This window comes from Azospirillum griseum (assembly GCF_003966125.1).
Classification (GTDB): domain Bacteria; phylum Pseudomonadota; class Alphaproteobacteria; order Azospirillales; family Azospirillaceae; genus Azospirillum; species Azospirillum griseum.
In genome coordinates this window covers 1-14,997 of record NZ_RXMA01000013.1, presented here as the reverse complement: position 1 = coordinate 14,997, position 14,997 = coordinate 1, and the positions used below count along the sequence as shown (strand labels likewise).

General features: G+C 68.2%; 12 protein-coding genes. All 12 read left to right on the top strand.

Features of this window, described 5'->3' with window-relative positions:
• Nucleotides 1-1,518: an aldehyde dehydrogenase family protein gene (locus EJ903_RS14530; RefSeq protein WP_126616663.1), complete on the top strand. Its 1,518-nt coding sequence runs from the start codon at nt 1-3 to the stop codon at nt 1,516-1,518.
• Between the two features lie 35 nt (nt 1,519-1,553).
• Nucleotides 1,554-2,822 carry an ABC transporter substrate-binding protein gene (locus tag EJ903_RS14525; protein ID WP_126616661.1) on the top strand — a complete coding sequence of 423 codons (1,269 nt, stop codon included), beginning with the start codon at nt 1,554-1,556 and terminating at the stop codon, nt 2,820-2,822.
• A 144-nt stretch (nt 2,823-2,966) separates the two neighbouring features.
• Entirely contained in the window at nt 2,967-3,920 is a 954-nt protein-coding gene (locus tag EJ903_RS14520) for a carbohydrate ABC transporter permease (RefSeq protein WP_126616658.1), read from the top strand.
• Nucleotides 3,913-4,809, top strand: a complete 897-nt coding sequence (locus EJ903_RS14515; RefSeq protein WP_126616656.1) for a carbohydrate ABC transporter permease — start codon at nt 3,913-3,915, stop codon at nt 4,807-4,809. Before EJ903_RS14520 ends, EJ903_RS14515 begins: the two co-directional genes overlap by 8 nt.
• A gap of 4 nt (nt 4,810-4,813) precedes the next feature.
• Nucleotides 4,814-5,914: an ABC transporter ATP-binding protein gene (locus tag EJ903_RS14510; RefSeq protein ID WP_126616654.1), complete on the top strand. Its 1,101-nt coding sequence runs from the start codon at nt 4,814-4,816 to the stop codon at nt 5,912-5,914.
• Between the two features lie 10 nt (nt 5,915-5,924).
• Entirely contained in the window at nt 5,925-7,496 is a 1,572-nt protein-coding gene (locus EJ903_RS14505; RefSeq protein ID WP_126616652.1) for a GMC oxidoreductase, read from the top strand.
• The gene (locus EJ903_RS14500) at nt 7,493-8,311 is read left to right on the top strand and encodes a 3-ketoacyl-ACP reductase (RefSeq protein ID WP_126616650.1); all 819 of its coding nucleotides are present in this window, start codon (nt 7,493-7,495) and stop codon (nt 8,309-8,311) included. The genes EJ903_RS14505 and EJ903_RS14500 overlap by 4 nt, the downstream gene beginning before the upstream one ends.
• Before the next feature lie 44 nt (nt 8,312-8,355).
• Nucleotides 8,356-9,993 (top strand): GMC family oxidoreductase, encoded by a 1,638-nt coding sequence (locus tag EJ903_RS14495; protein WP_126616648.1) that lies wholly within the window; start codon nt 8,356-8,358, stop codon nt 9,991-9,993.
• Nucleotides 9,990-10,472, top strand: coding sequence for a heme-binding protein (locus EJ903_RS14490; RefSeq protein ID WP_126616646.1), 483 nt, complete (start codon nt 9,990-9,992; stop codon nt 10,470-10,472). Before EJ903_RS14495 ends, EJ903_RS14490 begins: the two co-directional genes overlap by 4 nt.
• A 94-nt stretch (nt 10,473-10,566) precedes the next feature.
• Entirely contained in the window at nt 10,567-10,872 is a 306-nt protein-coding gene (locus EJ903_RS14485) for a Dabb family protein (protein WP_126616644.1), read from the top strand.
• Between the two features lie 43 nt (nt 10,873-10,915).
• Nucleotides 10,916-13,411 carry a methyl-accepting chemotaxis protein gene (locus EJ903_RS14480; protein WP_126616642.1) on the top strand — a complete coding sequence of 832 codons (2,496 nt, stop codon included), beginning with the start codon at nt 10,916-10,918 and terminating at the stop codon, nt 13,409-13,411.
• Between the two features lie 131 nt (nt 13,412-13,542).
• On the top strand, nt 13,543-14,769 hold the full coding sequence (locus EJ903_RS14475; RefSeq protein WP_246015582.1) for an ABC transporter substrate-binding protein: 1,227 nt from the start codon (nt 13,543-13,545) through the stop codon (nt 14,767-14,769).
• Nucleotides 14,770-14,997 lie beyond the last annotated feature (228 nt).

Genomic DNA, 14,997 nt, shown 5'->3' with positions numbered 1-14,997 from the left:
ATGACCGCAACCGTCTTTCCGTCCGTTCCTACCACCCCCAGCGCGCCGCGCGAGTACCGCCTGTTGATCGATGGCCGGTGGGTTGAGGGATCGTCCGGCGTTTTGGAACGTTCCAGTCCCGCGCACGGCGTGGTTGTCAGCCGTTATTCCACGGCGGGCAGCGTTGATGTGCGGGCGGCGGTGGCCGCCGCGCGCCGCGCCTTCGATCATGGGCCGTGGCCGCGCCTGACCGGGGGCGAGCGCGCCCGTCTGCTGGCCGCCGTCGCCGACCGCATCGAGGCGCGGGCCGACGAGCTGGCCTATGTCGAGACCCTGGAGTCGGGCAAACCCATCGCCCAGGCCCGCGCCGAGATGGGCTGGGCGGCCGATCTCTGGCGCTATGCTTCTGCGCTGGCCCGCACGCTGCACGGTGACAGCTACAACACCATCGGCGAGGCGGTGCTCGGCGTGGTGGTGCGCGAGCCGGTGGGGGTGGTGTCGATCATCACGCCGTGGAATTTTCCCTTCCTGATCGTCGGCCAGAAGTTGCCCTTCGCCCTGGCGGCGGGCTGCACCGCCGTGGTCAAGCCCAGCGAGATGACGTCCGGGACGACGCTGATCCTGGGCGAAATTCTGATGGACGCCGGGTTGCCGCCGGGGGTGGTCAACATCGTCGTCGGGCGCGGGCCGGAGGTGGGCGCGCCGATGGTGTCCGATCCCGAGGTGGACATGCTGTCCTTCACCGGATCGACCCGCGTCGGTCAGGCGGCGATGGCCGCCGCCGCCGCGACGATGAAAAAAGTGTCCTTCGAGTTGGGCGGCAAGAATCCCCAGCTCGTCTTCGCGGACGCCGATCTGGACGCCGCCGCCGACGCCGTGGTCTTCGGCATGCAGTTCAACGCCGGGGAATGCTGCAACTCCGGCAGCCGTCTGCTGGTTCATCGCGCCATCGCCGACGACTTCGTCGCCGAGGTGGTCGCGCGGTCGCAGCGGGTGCCGATGGGCGATCCGCTCGACCCCACAACCAAGATCGGCGCGATCATCACGCCCGAGCATCTCGGCCGGATCGAAGGCTATGTCGCCGGAGCGCTCCAGGGCGGGGCGGACGTCCGGTTGGGTGGCGGGCGCGTTGCCAACACGCCCGGCCTGTTCATGGAGCCGACCGTGCTGACCGGCGTGCAGCCCGGCATGGCGGTGGCGCGCGAGGAGATCTTCGGACCGGTGCTGTCGGTCCTGACCTTCGACGACGCCGACGCGGCGATCCGGCTGGCCAATGACACGCCCTTTGGTCTGTCGGCGGCGGTGTGGAGCCGCGACATCGACACCTGTCTGGCCGCCGGTCAACGCCTGCGCGCCGGAACCGTCTGGTTCAACACCTTCATGGATGGTTGCCCGGAACTGCCCTTCGGCGGGGTCAAGCAGAGCGGTTTGGGCCGCGAGCTGGGCCGTGCTGCCGTCGAGGAGTTCACCGAAACCAAAACCCTGCACATGCGCCGGGGGCCGCGCACCGCCTGGTGGGCCGACCGCCGCGCCGTTTGACGCCTTCACCGTTTTTGCCCTGGGAGGAAACAACAATGACCATACGTTCCACCGCGCGCGCCCTGCTGCTGTCCGCCTGCGCGGGTCTGGCCCTGACCGCCGCCAGCCAACCGGCGCGCGCCGCCGGATCGGTCGAGGTCGTCCATTGGTGGACCTCGGGCGGCGAGGCCGCCGCCCTCAACGTTCTGAAAAAGAAAATGGAAGGGCAGGGGGTGGCCTGGAAGGACGCCGCCATCGCCGGCGGCGGCGGCGCGCAGGCCCGCACCGTGTTGCAGGCCCGCATCGCCTCGGGCAACCCGCCGACCGCGATGCAGATGCTGGGCTACGTCATCCAGGATTGGGCGAACGAGGGCGCGCTCGCCAACCTGAACGACGTGGCGAAGAAGGATGGTTGGGACAAGGTGGTCCCCGTTCCGCTGCAACGTTTCGACAAGCACAACGGCGCGTGGGTCGCCGCCCCGGCGGGCATCCATTCGACCAACTGGGTCTGGGTCAACAAGGCGCTGTTCGACAAGGTCGGCGGCAGCGTGCCGAACAGCTTCGCCGAATTCCTGGCGCTGGCCCAGAAGTTCAAGGAGGCTGGGGTCATCCCGCTGGCCCATGGCGGCCAGCCTTGGCAGGAAATGACGGTGTTCGATGGCGCGGTCGTCAGCGCGGGCGGCCCGGAATTCTACAAGAAGGCCTTCATCGACCTCGACAAGGCCGCGCTGACCAGCGACACGATGAAGGCGGCGTTTGATCAGCTGCGCAAGCTGCGCGGGCTGGTCGATCCCAACTTCTCAGGCCGCGATTGGAATCTCGCCACCGCCATGGTGATCCGTGGCGAAGCCGGGATGCAGATCATGGGCGATTGGGCCAAGGGCGAGTTTGCCGCCGCCGGAAAGGAGGCGGGCAAGGATTACGTCTGCTTCCGCTATCCCGGCACGCAGGGGACCGTCACCTTCAACAGTGACGCCTTCGCCTTCTTCAAGGTGGGCAAGGACCAGCAGGCCGGTCAGGCGTTGATGGCGGCGGACGTGCTGTCCCCCGACTTCCAGGTCGAGTTCAGTCTGCTGAAGGGGTCCGCCCCGGCCCGCAACGACGTGCCGAGCGACCGGTTCGACAGCTGCGGCAAGAAGGCCATCGCCGACATCAAGGAGGCCGACGCGCGCGGTTCGCTGCTGGGCAGCATGGCCCACGGCCACGCCGCGCCGGAAGCGGTGAAGGGCGCGGTCGCCGATGTGGTGACGGGCTTCTTCAACTCCGACATGAGCAGCGCGGACGCGGTGAAGAAACTCGCCGCCGCCATTGATCTGACCCGCTGATCCCTGGTTCCGGTGTTGCGCCTCCCGCCATCGTGGGGCGCAACACCGACAGACGACGGTTCCTCTTGTGACCCGGTCCCGGCATCGCCGGGGGCGGGTGGGGTGGAGCCGCACAGGCAGGCCGCTATGAAAGCTTCCCTTTCCATGAAACGCGCTGAGACCAGCGACGGCGAACGCGGGGCGACACCGACCGGCGCGCGGGCGCGCAGGCCGTCCCTGATCGACCGCATCGGCGACCAGTTGCCGAAAATCGTCGTCGCCCCGACCTTTCTCATCACCCTGGTGTTTGTCTACGGCTTCATCGCCTGGACCACCTATCTGTCCTTCACCCGTTCGACGATGCGTCCGTCGATGGTGTGGGAGGGCTTGCGCCCGCACGAACGGCTGTGGGGAAACCCGGTCTGGCACACCGCGCTTGGGAATCTGGGCACCTACGCGCTGCTGTACATCGGCCTCAGCACGTTGATGGGCATGCTGCTCGCCATCCTGCTCGACCAGCGGATCCGGGCGGAGGGGGCGTTGCGCACCATCTACCTCTACCCGATGGCTCTCAGCTTCATCGTCACCGGCACGGCGTGGAAATGGATCCTCAATCCGGGGCTGGGCATCGAAAAGCTGATGCACGACTTCGGGTTCCAGGATTTCCAATTCCAGTGGCTGGTCGATCCCGACATGGCGATCTATTGCCTGGTGATCGCGGGCGTCTGGCAATCCTCCGGCTTTGTCATGGCGATGTTCCTGGCGGCGCTGCGCGGCATCGACGGGGAAATCATCAAGGCGGCGCAGATCGACGGTGCCGGGCTGCTGCGAATCTATGCCCGCATCATCATCCCGATGATGCGCCCGGTCTTCCTGTCCAGCTTCATCATCCTGGGCCATCTGGCGATCAAGAGCTTTGATCTGGTGGTGGCGCTGACCGGCGGCGGCCCGGGCAACGCCACGGCCCTGCCCGCGACCTTCATGTACGAGATGACCTTCACCCGCAACCAGGTGGCGGTCGGCGCGGCCAGCGCGGTGGTGATGCTGATGACCGTCTGCGCGGTGATCGTTCCCTATCTCTATTCCGAACTCCGTCCCAAGGGAGGGGCGCATGGCTGAGACGCTGACGCAGGGGCCGTCGCCCACACCCGCCACCCTGCTGCCCGCTTTGGGCCGCGCCGGTCTCTATGGTGCGCTCGTTGTCCTGGCGCTGGTCTATGCCACGCCGCTGTTCGTGATGGTCATCACCTCGCTGAAAAGCCTGGAGGAGATCCGCAACGGCAACCTGCTGTCGCTGCCGCTGTCGCCCAATTTCGACGCCTGGATCAAGGCGTGGTCGGGGGCCTGCGTCGGGGTGGCGTGCGAAGGTGTGAACCGCTTCTTCGTCAATTCGGTGATGATGGCGGTTCCGTCGGTGGCGATCTCCTGCCTGTTGGGCGCGCTGAACGGCTACGCCCTGACCAAATGGAAATTCCGGGGGGCCGATCTGGTCTTCGCGCTGATCCTGTTCGGTTGCTTCATCCCGTTCCAGATCGTGCTGGTGCCGATGGCGAGCGTGCTGGGGATGCTGGGTCTGGCGTCGAGCACCGCCGGGCTGGTGCTGGTCCACGTCGTCTACGGCGTCTGCTTCACCACCCTGTTTTTCCGCAACTACTACGCCGCCTTCCCCAGCGAGCTGGTCAAGGCGGCCACCATCGACGGGGCCGGGTTCCTGCGCATCTTCTGGCGGATCATGCTGCCGAATTCGCTGCCGATCCTGGTGGTGACGGTGATCTGGCAGTTCACCAACATCTGGAACGATTTCCTCTTCGGCGCGTCCTTTGCGTCCGGCACGGCGCAGCCGATGACCGTGGCGCTCAACAACATCGTCAACACCTCGACCGGGGTGAAGGAATACAACGTGGACATGGCGGCGGCCATCATCGCGGCGCTGCCCACCCTGTTGGTCTATGTCCTCGCCGGTCGATACTTCGTGCGCGGCCTGATGGCTGGCGCCGTGAAGGGATAAGGCCATGGCTTCACTGTCCATCCGCAACGTCCAAAAGCGCTATGGCGCGCTGGACATCCTCAAGGGCGTGGATATCGACGTCGGCGACGGCGAATTCCTGGTGCTGGTCGGGCCGTCGGGCTGCGGCAAATCCACCCTGCTGAACATGATCGCCGGTCTGGACGACATTTCCGCCGGGGAGATCGCCATCGACGGGCGGCGCGTGAACGAGCTGCACCCCAAGGATCGCGACATCGCCATGGTGTTCCAATCCTACGCGCTCTACCCGAACATGAGCGTGCGCCAGAACATCGCCTTCGGCATGGAGATGCGCGGCGTGCCCAAGCCGGAACGCGAGCGCGCCATCGGTCAGGTCGCCAAGCTGTTGCAGATCGAACCGATGCTGGACCGCAAACCGTCGCAACTGTCGGGCGGCCAGCGCCAGCGCGTGGCCATGGGCCGCGCCCTGGTGCGCAACCCCAAGGTGTTCCTGTTCGACGAACCGCTGTCCAACCTGGACGCCAAGCTGCGCGTGGAGATGCGCACGGAAATCAAGAAGCTGCATCAGCGGCTTGGGGCCACCATCGTCTATGTCACCCACGACCAGATCGAGGCGATGACGCTGGCCACCCGCATCGCCGTCATGCGTGGCGGCGAGTTGCAGCAGCTTGGCACCCCGCACGAGATCTACACCCGCCCGAACAACGTGTTCGTCGCCGGTTTCATGGGGTCGCCGGCGATGAACCTGATCCCGGCGTTGGTCAGCGGCGGTGACGGCGGTCCGATGGTCCGCTTCTCCACCCTGGATGGTGGGGCGGGGTTGGCGCTGGGGGCCGATCTGGCCCGCCGTGTCCGGCCGGGGCAGGAGGTGCTGCTGGGCCTGCGTCCGGAATGTTTTTCCGATCTGGGGGACGAGCACAGCCGGGGCCTGCCGACCTTCGCCTGCACGGTCGAGCTGACCGAACCGACCGGGGCCGATCTGCTGGCGATGCTGACCCTGGGGGGGGTGGAAACGGTGGCGCGGCTGCGTCCCGACGCCGCCGTTCACCCGGGTGCATCGGCTGTCTTCGCGGTGGACATGACCAAGGCGGTGCTGTTCGACCCGGCCAGCGGCGTGCGGATCTGAGGAACGGGCGATGGACAGCCACTATGACATCGTCGTCATCGGCAGCGGCATCGGCGGCGGCACGTTGGTCCACGCGCTGAAGGACAGCGGGGCGTCGATCCTGCTGGTCGAGCGTGGCGACCGTCTGCCCGCCGAGGCGGCGAACTGGAGCGTGGCGGCGGTGTTCGGCGAAGGGCGCTACCGCGCGCGCGACGAATGGAGCGACCGCCATGGGCGACCCTTCTTCCCCGGCGTCCACTACTGCGTCGGCGGCAACAGCAAGCTGTTCGGTGCGGCGATGTTCCGGCTGCGGGCCGCTGATTTCGACACGCTGGAGCACGCTGACGGGCTGTCCCCCGCCTGGCCGGTTGATTACGCCACCCTGGCCCCCTGGTACGACAGGGCCGAAGCGCTCTACCGCGTTGGCGGTGCCACGGGGGGCGACCCCACCGAACCGCCGCGCCGCGCACCCTATCCTCTGCCCCCGCTGGAGCATGAGGAACGGATCGCCGAGCTGGCCGACCGGCTGACGGCGCAAGGGCTGTCGCCCTTCCCGATCCCGTCCACCATCGACCGCCCGGTGACGGAGGGCAGCGGCGGCACCTGCCAGCGCTGCGCCACCTGCGACGGCTTTCCCTGCATGGTCGGGGCGAAGGGCGATGCGGAAACCCGCGCGGTGCTCCCCGCCCTGCGGTCGGGGTCGGTGACGCTGGTCACGCGCACCCGCGCGCTGCGGCTCGACACGACGCCCGACGGTCGGCGCCTTGACAGCGTGCTGCTGGAGCGTGACGGTGACCAGCGGCGGGTGAGCGCCGGTTTGGTGGTGGTGGCCGCCGGGGCGGTCAATTCGGCGGCGCTGCTGCTGCGCTCGGCCAACGCCCGCCACCCGCAGGGCTTGAGCAACCGTTCCGGCCAGCTTGGCCGCAACTACATGGCGCACAACAACACCGCGCTGATGGCCTTTGGTCCGCGCCGCAACCCGACGCGTTTTCAAAAGACGTTGGCGATCAACGACTTTTATTTCCATGGGCCGGGGTTCGACCGACCGATGGGCAACCTGCAGCTGCTGGGCAAGCTTCAGGCCGGGATGTTGACCGCCGCCGCGCCGCTGGTTCCCGCTGCGGTCATGCGCGCCGCCACCGCCCGCAGCGTCGATTGGTGGGTGATGTCGGAGGACCTGCCCGATCCCGACAACCGGGTGACGCTGGACGGCGACCGGATCCGGCTGGCCTGGACCCCGAACAACCTCACCGGCCATTGGGCGCTGGTCCGAGCCACTGCGCGAATGATGCGGCGGGCAGGGTATCCGCTGACGTTGACCAAGCGGATGGGGCTGGCGACCACGTCGCACCAGTGTGGGACCGTTCGCTTTGGCGACGACCCCGCCACGTCGGTGCTCGATCCTTTCTGTCGAAGCTGGGAGATCGAGAATCTGTTCGTGGTGGACAGCGGGTTTTTCCCTTCCTCCGCCGCCGTCAACCCGGCGCTGACCATCGCGGCGCAGGCCCTGCGCACCGCCGACCACATCATCAAGACGCGCGCCGCCGCCCCCGCATCGGTCGGGAGCGCCAGCGTGGCGCGCGCACCAGGAGCCGTGTCATGAGCCACACCGCCGTTTCTCCCACCACCTCCGCCGCCGCGTCCATCGGCACCCGACCCGTGGCGCTTGTCACCGGCGGACGTCAAGGCATCGGACGGGCGATTGTCGAGGCGCTGGCGGACGCCGGGTTCGACGTCGCCTTCACCGCCCGGACGGTGGACGCGCAGAGCGACGCCATCGTCGACACCATCGCCGCGCGGGGCGGGCGGGGGCTGGCCATCGCCAGCGACCTCGCCGCGCTGGACGAGCACGCCGGGGTGGTGGGACAGGTCGCCGAGGTCTTGGGCCGCATCGATTGCCTGGTCAACAACGCGGGCATCGGGTCTCCCGTGCGCGGCGACCTGCTGGCCCTGACGCCGGAGAATTTCGACCGGGTGATTGACGTCAATCTGCGCGGGACGCTGTTCTTCACCCAGGCGGTCGCCCGGTGGATGCTCGACCATCCGCCCAGCGACGGGGCGGCGCGCAGCCTCATCACCGTGTCGTCGGTCAGCGCCGCAATGGCCTCGCCCGAGCGCGGAGACTATTGCGTGTCCAAGGCCGGTCTGGCGATGATGAACCAGCTGTTTGCCCTGCGTTTGGCGCAAAGCGGCATCGGTGTGTTCGAGGTCCGGCCTGGAATCATCCGCACCGAAATGACCAGCGGGGTGGCCGGAAAATACGACGCCCTGATCGCCGGGGGGCTGGTTCCACAGGGCCGCTGGGGCGAGGGCCGCGACATCGGATCGGTTGTGACCGCGTTGGCGGGCGGTGGATTTGCCTTTGCCAGCGGCAGCGTCATCCAGGCCGACGGCGGCCTGTCCATTCAGAGATTGTGAGGGCGACGCCCGCGACGGCGTCGGTTTCGGCAAGGAAGAGCGCCATGCACGACTACATCATCACCGGGGGCGGTCCGGCGGGCTGCGTCCTGGCGGCGCGGTTGACCGAGGACCCCAACGTCCGCGTCCTGCTGCTGGAGGCCGGGGGGCGTGACCTGAACCCCTACATCCACATGCCCGTCGGCTTCGCCAAGCTGACCTCCGGCGGTGTGACCTGGGGCTATCGCACGGTGCCGCAACGCCATCTCGGCAACCGCGCCATGCTGTTTGCCCAAGGGCGCGTCATCGGCGGCGGCAGCTCGATCAACGCGCAGGTCTACACGCGCGGCAACGCGGCGGATTACGACGGGTGGGCGGCGGCGGGGTGCGACGGCTGGACGGCGGCGGATGTGCTGCCCTATTTCAAGCGGGCGGAGGACAACGAACGGCTGTGCGACACCTGGCACGCCGACGGCGGTCCGCTCGGCGTGTCCGACCCGATCAGCCCGCACCCGATGAGCAAGGTGTTCATCCGCGCCGCCCAGCAGGCCGGGCACCGCTACAACCCCGATTTCAACGGCGAGCGGCAGGATGGTTGCGGTTTTTATCAAGTCACACAACGCCATGGCCGCCGCTCCAGCGCCGCCGTCGCCTATCTTCATCCGGCGCGCCGTCGGCCCAACCTGACGGTGCGCACCGGTCTTCAGGCCTCGCGCATCCTGCTGGAAAAGGGGCGCGCGGTCGGGGTGGAGGCCATCGACCCGCGGACCCGCCGGGTGGAGCGCTTCACCGCCGCGCGCGAGGTGCTGGTCACGTCGGGGGCGATTGGTTCGCCCAAGCTGCTGATGCTCTCAGGCATCGGACCGGCGGACGGGTTGACACGCGCCGGTGTCACCGTGACTCACGATCTGCCCGGTGTCGGGCGCAATCTGCAGGACCATCTCGACCTGTATGTCGTGTCGGAATGCAGCGGGCCTTACAGTTACGACAAGCACACCCGTCTCGACAAAACGCTGTGGGCGGGGTTGCAGTATCTGCTGTTCCGCCAGGGGCCGGTCACGTCCAACCTGGCCGAGGCCGGGGGCTTTGCCTGGGCCGACCCCAGTGCCCCCACGCCCGACATCCAGTTCCATTTCATGCTGGGATCGGGCATCGAGGCCGGGTTGGAGCGGTTGCGCAACTGCGGCGTCACCCTCAACTCCGCCTTCCTGCGCCCGCGCAGCCGGGGCACGGTGGAGTTGGCGAGCGCCGACCCGTTCGCGGCCCCGCTGATCGATCCCAATTACTGGGCCGACCCCTATGACCGTGCCATGTCGATCCAGGGATTCCGGATGGCGCGGGAGATCATGCGGCAAAGCGCCTTCGCGCCCTTCATCATGGCCGAACGCTTCCCCGGCCCGACGGAGGAGAGCGACGAGGCCATCGCCGCCTACGCCGCCCGCACCGCCAAAACCGATTACCACCCGGTTGGAACCTGCAAGATGGGCCGTGACGCCGACGCGGTGGTCACGCCCGACCTGAAGGTGCGCGGGCTGGACGGGCTGCGGGTGATCGACAGTTCGGTCATGCCCCTGCTGGTCAGCAGCAACACCAACGCCCCCACCATCATGATCGGTGAAAAGGGGGCCGATCTGGTTGCCGGGCGCACCCTGCCTGTTGTTAGTTCCGTTTCTTCCGCCCGCACTCTTGAGGATGTGTCATGACACCCGACCAACACGCCGCCCGCCGCGCCGACATCGAAGCGGAGGAAAACCGGCTGACCTTCGACCGTTTTGACTTCGCCCAGGCCTGGGCGATCGGTCAGGCCCTGGTCGCCGCCGCCCCGGCCCCGGTCGCCATCCGCATCGTGGTGGGAGGCCGTGTGCTGTTCGCCGCCGCGCTGGACGGGACCTGCGCCAGCAACGACGCGTGGCTCGACCTGAAATTCGCCGCGTTGGCGCATTTTGGCCGCAGCACCCTGTGGCTTCACCATGATCTGCGCGCGCGCGAACGGACGCTGGCCGCCAACCCCAGCGTGCAGCGGCCGATGGCCGACCATGGCGGCGTGTTCCCGATCCGCATCGGGGCGCAGATGGTGGGGGGCATTGGCGTGTCCGGTCTGCCGCACGAGGCCGATCACGCCCTGATCGTCGGGGTGCTGGACCAGTTGGCCCAAGCGGCGCACGGGCAGCCGCAGCGCTGAGACGCAGCACACGCTGACACACGGCGCAGGGGCCGCCACACCCTGCCTTTTCCGTCCGACCCGGCTTGCTTCACGCGGTGGAGAACCCTTTGTCATGGCCAAAATCAACCACATCGTTCTGTTCGGCTGGACCGAGAGCGCCACGGACGAGCAGCGCGCGGCCTGCGTGCAGGCGCTGCACGCTCTGCCGGGGCTGATTCCCGGCCTGCTGTCCTGCACCGGCGGTCCGCAGATCAGCCCGGAACCGCATGGTCAGGGCTTCGATTACGGCGTGGTCATGACCTTCGCCGATCTGGCGGCGCGCGACCTCTACCTCACCCATCCCGTGCACCTGCGGGTGATCCGCGACCACATCGCGCCGATTCTGGCCCGTGTGCAGGTGCTCGATCACGCGCTTTGACGTGTTGCGCGGTCGCGCAACGCCACAACGAAAGGCATCCGCAATGACACTCGGTCTGCGGCCCCGCCTGCTGGGGGCTTTTGCGGCGGCGTCCTCCCTGACGATATTGGCAGGGGGCGTCGGGTTGGTGTCCTATCGGCTGGTGGATCAGGCGGTGACGGACATCACCGACCACGCCCTGCCGCTGGCCCGCGACGCCCAGGGGCTGAAGGACGCCGCGACCGAACTGGTGGCCGCCACCGTTCCACTTGCCAACGCCCGCAGCCAGACGGACCGCGCCCGTGCCGTTGGCGGTTTGACGGAGCTGCGCAACCGTTTGACCGGACGCCTCGCCCGCTTGACCGACGCCGGGGCGGACAGCGCGGCGGTGGCCGAGGCCGCCGGAACGTTGGGGGAGGGGATCGATCGGCTGGATCAGGCGGTGGACGCCACCCTGACCGCCACCGAGGGTTTGGCCGCGCGGTCGGCGGAGGTCGGTCGTCTGCACGCCAGCTTCATCGCCGCGTCGGGACCGACCCTGCGCGCCGCCCGTGTCAACGCCGAAACCGCCGCCGAGCGGCTGCGCAACGTCAGCACCGACCGCATCCGCCGCCTGGTGGGCGAGTTGATGCCGCGCCTGACCACCACCTATGAGCTGCGGGCCGATGCCAATCTGGCCTACGCCACCCTGCTTGCCCTGCCCGGCGCGGGGGAGGAGGAAAAAGCGACCCTGGCCCAGCAGTTTGATGGTCTCAGCCGTCGGATGACCACGGCGATGGTGCGGATCGTCGGCGAAACCCGCGAGGCCCCTTTGGCCGTCAACATCACCCGCCTGCTCGACCGTCGCGCCTTGGCCGAGGGGGCCAAGGGGGTGTCGGCGCAGGAACGGGCCGATCTGACCGCGCTGCAAAGCGATGTTCTCGCCACCGTCTCCCCGGCCACGGTGGCGGCCCGTGGCGAGGTGCAGGACGCCGGGCGGCAGCTTGCCAAGGCCATCGACGCCGAAATTTCCGCCGTCACCCGCATCGGGTTGGAAGAGTTGACAGCCCTTCAGGATCTGATCGCCACCGTCAATCTCGGGCGCGGCCTGCTGGGTGAAATCGCCGTGACCCCCGATCTCGACCGGCTGGCGATGTTGGCCGAGGGCTGGGCCGGGCTGGGCGAACGGATCCGGGAGCTGGCCGGGCGCGTGGCGGGCGAGGGCGCAAACGAGTCCCCGCTGGTCGCCAACGCCCGCAAGCTGGCCGACACCGGATCGGGTGTGATCGCGGCGCGGCGGACGGTGCTGGAGGCTGGGCGCGCCGCCGACGAGGCCCGGCGCGGCATCCAGGACGGTGCGGCGGCGGTGGCCACAGCGGTCGGCGGGTTGGAGCGGGCGGTGGAGGCCCAGGTCAACCATGCCGCACAGGCGGTGGCGGGGGTGCTGGATTCCGGACGGCTGTGGCTGATCGGGGCGGCGTTGTTGTCGGTGCTGCTGGGGGCGGCGATCGGCTTGCTCTATGTCGGGCGGCGGGTGGTCACGCCGCTCGTCGATTTGGGGCGGGCGATGGCGGCGATTTCCGGCGGGCGACTCGATGCCCCGGTTCCGGCGGTGGCGAGCGGTGACGAGATCGGGGCGATGGCCCGCGCTCTGGTCGTTTTCCGCGACAAGGCCGCCGACGCTGAACAGGCCCGCGCCGATGCGGAGGCCGAACGCCTGCGGGCCGGCGCGGATCGTCGCGCCGCCCGGTTGGCGCTGGCCGACGATTTCGAACGCGGCGTGTCGGCCGTGGTCGGGTCGCTGGGCGAGGCGGCGGATGGGATGCACCGTGCGGCGGAGGATCTCTCCGGCATCGCCGGACACACCCGCTCCCAGTCGGTGGCGGCTGCCCGCGCGGCGGACAGCGCGCTGCAGGATGTGCAGACGGTGGCGGCGGCGGCCGAACAGCTCAGCGCCTCCATCGCCGAGATCGGCGTGCAGGTGTCCCGGGCCAACGGGGTAGCGGCCACGGCGGTGACGGAAGCCGCCGCGACCAACCGCACGGTGCGTGCGCTGGAGCAATCCGGCCAGCGGATCGGCGATGCCATCGGCATGATCAGTCTGGTGGCGCAGCAGACCAAGCTTCTGGCCCTGAACGCCACCATCGAAGCCGCCCGGGCCGGTGAGGCCGGTCGCGGTTTCACCGTGGTGGCGAACGAGGTCAAGGCGCTGGCCGAACAAACCGAACGCACGACCGACGGGATTGTCGCCCAGGTCGGCGCAGTGCAGGAGGCGACGCTGGAGGCGGTGCGTGCCATCGCCACCATCGGCGGGCGCATCCAGGAGATCAACGGCATCTCCGCCGCGATCTCCGCCGCCATCGAGGAGCAGGGGGCGGCCACCCAGGAGATCGCCCGTTGCGTCCAGGGGGCCGCCGCCAGCACGGCGGAGGCCAGCCAGACCATCGTCGAGGTCAGCGATTCCGCCATACGGTCGGGCGGCTCCGCTGAACAGGTGCTCCGCACCGCCCAGGCGTTGAACGAACAGGCCGCCGCCCTGCGGCGGACCCTGTCGGGCTTTCTCGACACCGTGCGGGCCTGACCGTGCCGGGAAGCGTCGTAGCGTCTTTAAAAATTGGAACGTTCCAATAAGCATCAACCGAACGGATAGGGGGGAACATGGGTTTTCTGTCTCGTGTGATCGGATCATGCACCCGGCGTCGGGTTGCCTCCGTGGCGTGCGCGGCCCTGTTGAGCGCCAATCCGGCGCTGGCGGCGTCGGACGTGTCGGTCCTGCATTTCTGGACCTCAGGCGGGGAGGCAAAGGCGCTCAACATCCTGAAATCGGATCTGACCGGCAAGGGTGTGGGCTGGAAGGACGAGCCGGTGGCGGGTGGCGGAGGCGGCAACGCCAAGACCGTGTTGCGCGCCCGCATCGCGGCGGGCGACCCGCCGACGGCGATGCTGATGCTCGGGCAGGACATCATCGACTGGGCGCGCGAAGGGCTGCTCGGCAATCTCAACGACGTGGCCGCCGCCAGCCGCTGGGACGAGGTGTTGCCCAAGCTGGTGCAGGATTTCGTCAAGGTCGATGGCGTCTATGTCTCGGTGCCGACCAACATCCACCGCGTCAACATGCTGTGGGCGAGCAAGGCCGCCTTTGACAAGATCGGAGCCACCCTGCCAACCAGTTGGGAGGAGTTCAACGCGCTCGCCCCCAAATTCCAGGCGGCGGGGATCGTGCCTCTCGCCCATGGCGGTCAGCCCTGGCAGGATCTGACGCTGTTTGAAAACGTCGTGTTGGGCGTGGGCGGTGTGCCCTTCTACCGCAAGGCGCTGGTGGAAGGCGATTTGGCGGCGTTGGACAGCCCCACCATGCTCGCGGTGTTCGACCAGATGCGGCGGTTGCGCGGCATGGTGGACGCCAATTTTTCCGGTCGGGACTGGAACCTTGCCACCGCCATGGTGATCCGTGGCGAGGCGGCGATGCAGATCATGGGGGATTGGGCCAAGGGTGAGTTCACCGCCGCCGGAAAGGCCGCTGGTCGAGACTTCCTGTGCGTGCCCGCTCCCGGCAGTGCCAAGGATTTTTCTTTCCTCATCAACAGCTTCTCGATGTTCAGCCAAACCGATCCGGCCAAACGACAGGCCCAGGCCGCCTTTGCCAACGTCATCATGGATCCGGCCAACCAATTGGCCTTCAGCGTTGCCAAGGGGGCGATCCCGCCCCGTCGGGACGTGCCCACCGTCGGGCTTGACTCCTGTGGGCAAGCGACGGCGGCGGATCTGGTGGCTGCCCAACCGGCTGATCGGGCGGTTCCGACCTTCGCCTTCGGCCATGCGGCCCCCGCCGCCCTGGTCGGTGCGGTGTCGGACGTCGTGACCCAGCATTTCAACAGCAAGATGTCGTCCCAGGACGCGGTCAAGCGTCTGGTGGCCAGCGTCAAGGCCGTGCGCTGACGCAACGACAGTCAACAAACACGGCCACATTCCAACACACGAAACCGCTTGTGGGAGAACACACTATGTCACGCATTGCCCTGCTGCTGGGTGCGGCAACGGTCGCGCTCGCGTCCGGCTCCGCTCTGGCGCAATCCAAATCGAAGTTCGACATGACCATCGGCGGCGACGCCTATTTCGAGGCCGGCATCGTTGGTCAGGACAAGGACTCCAACCTGCGTTCGACCG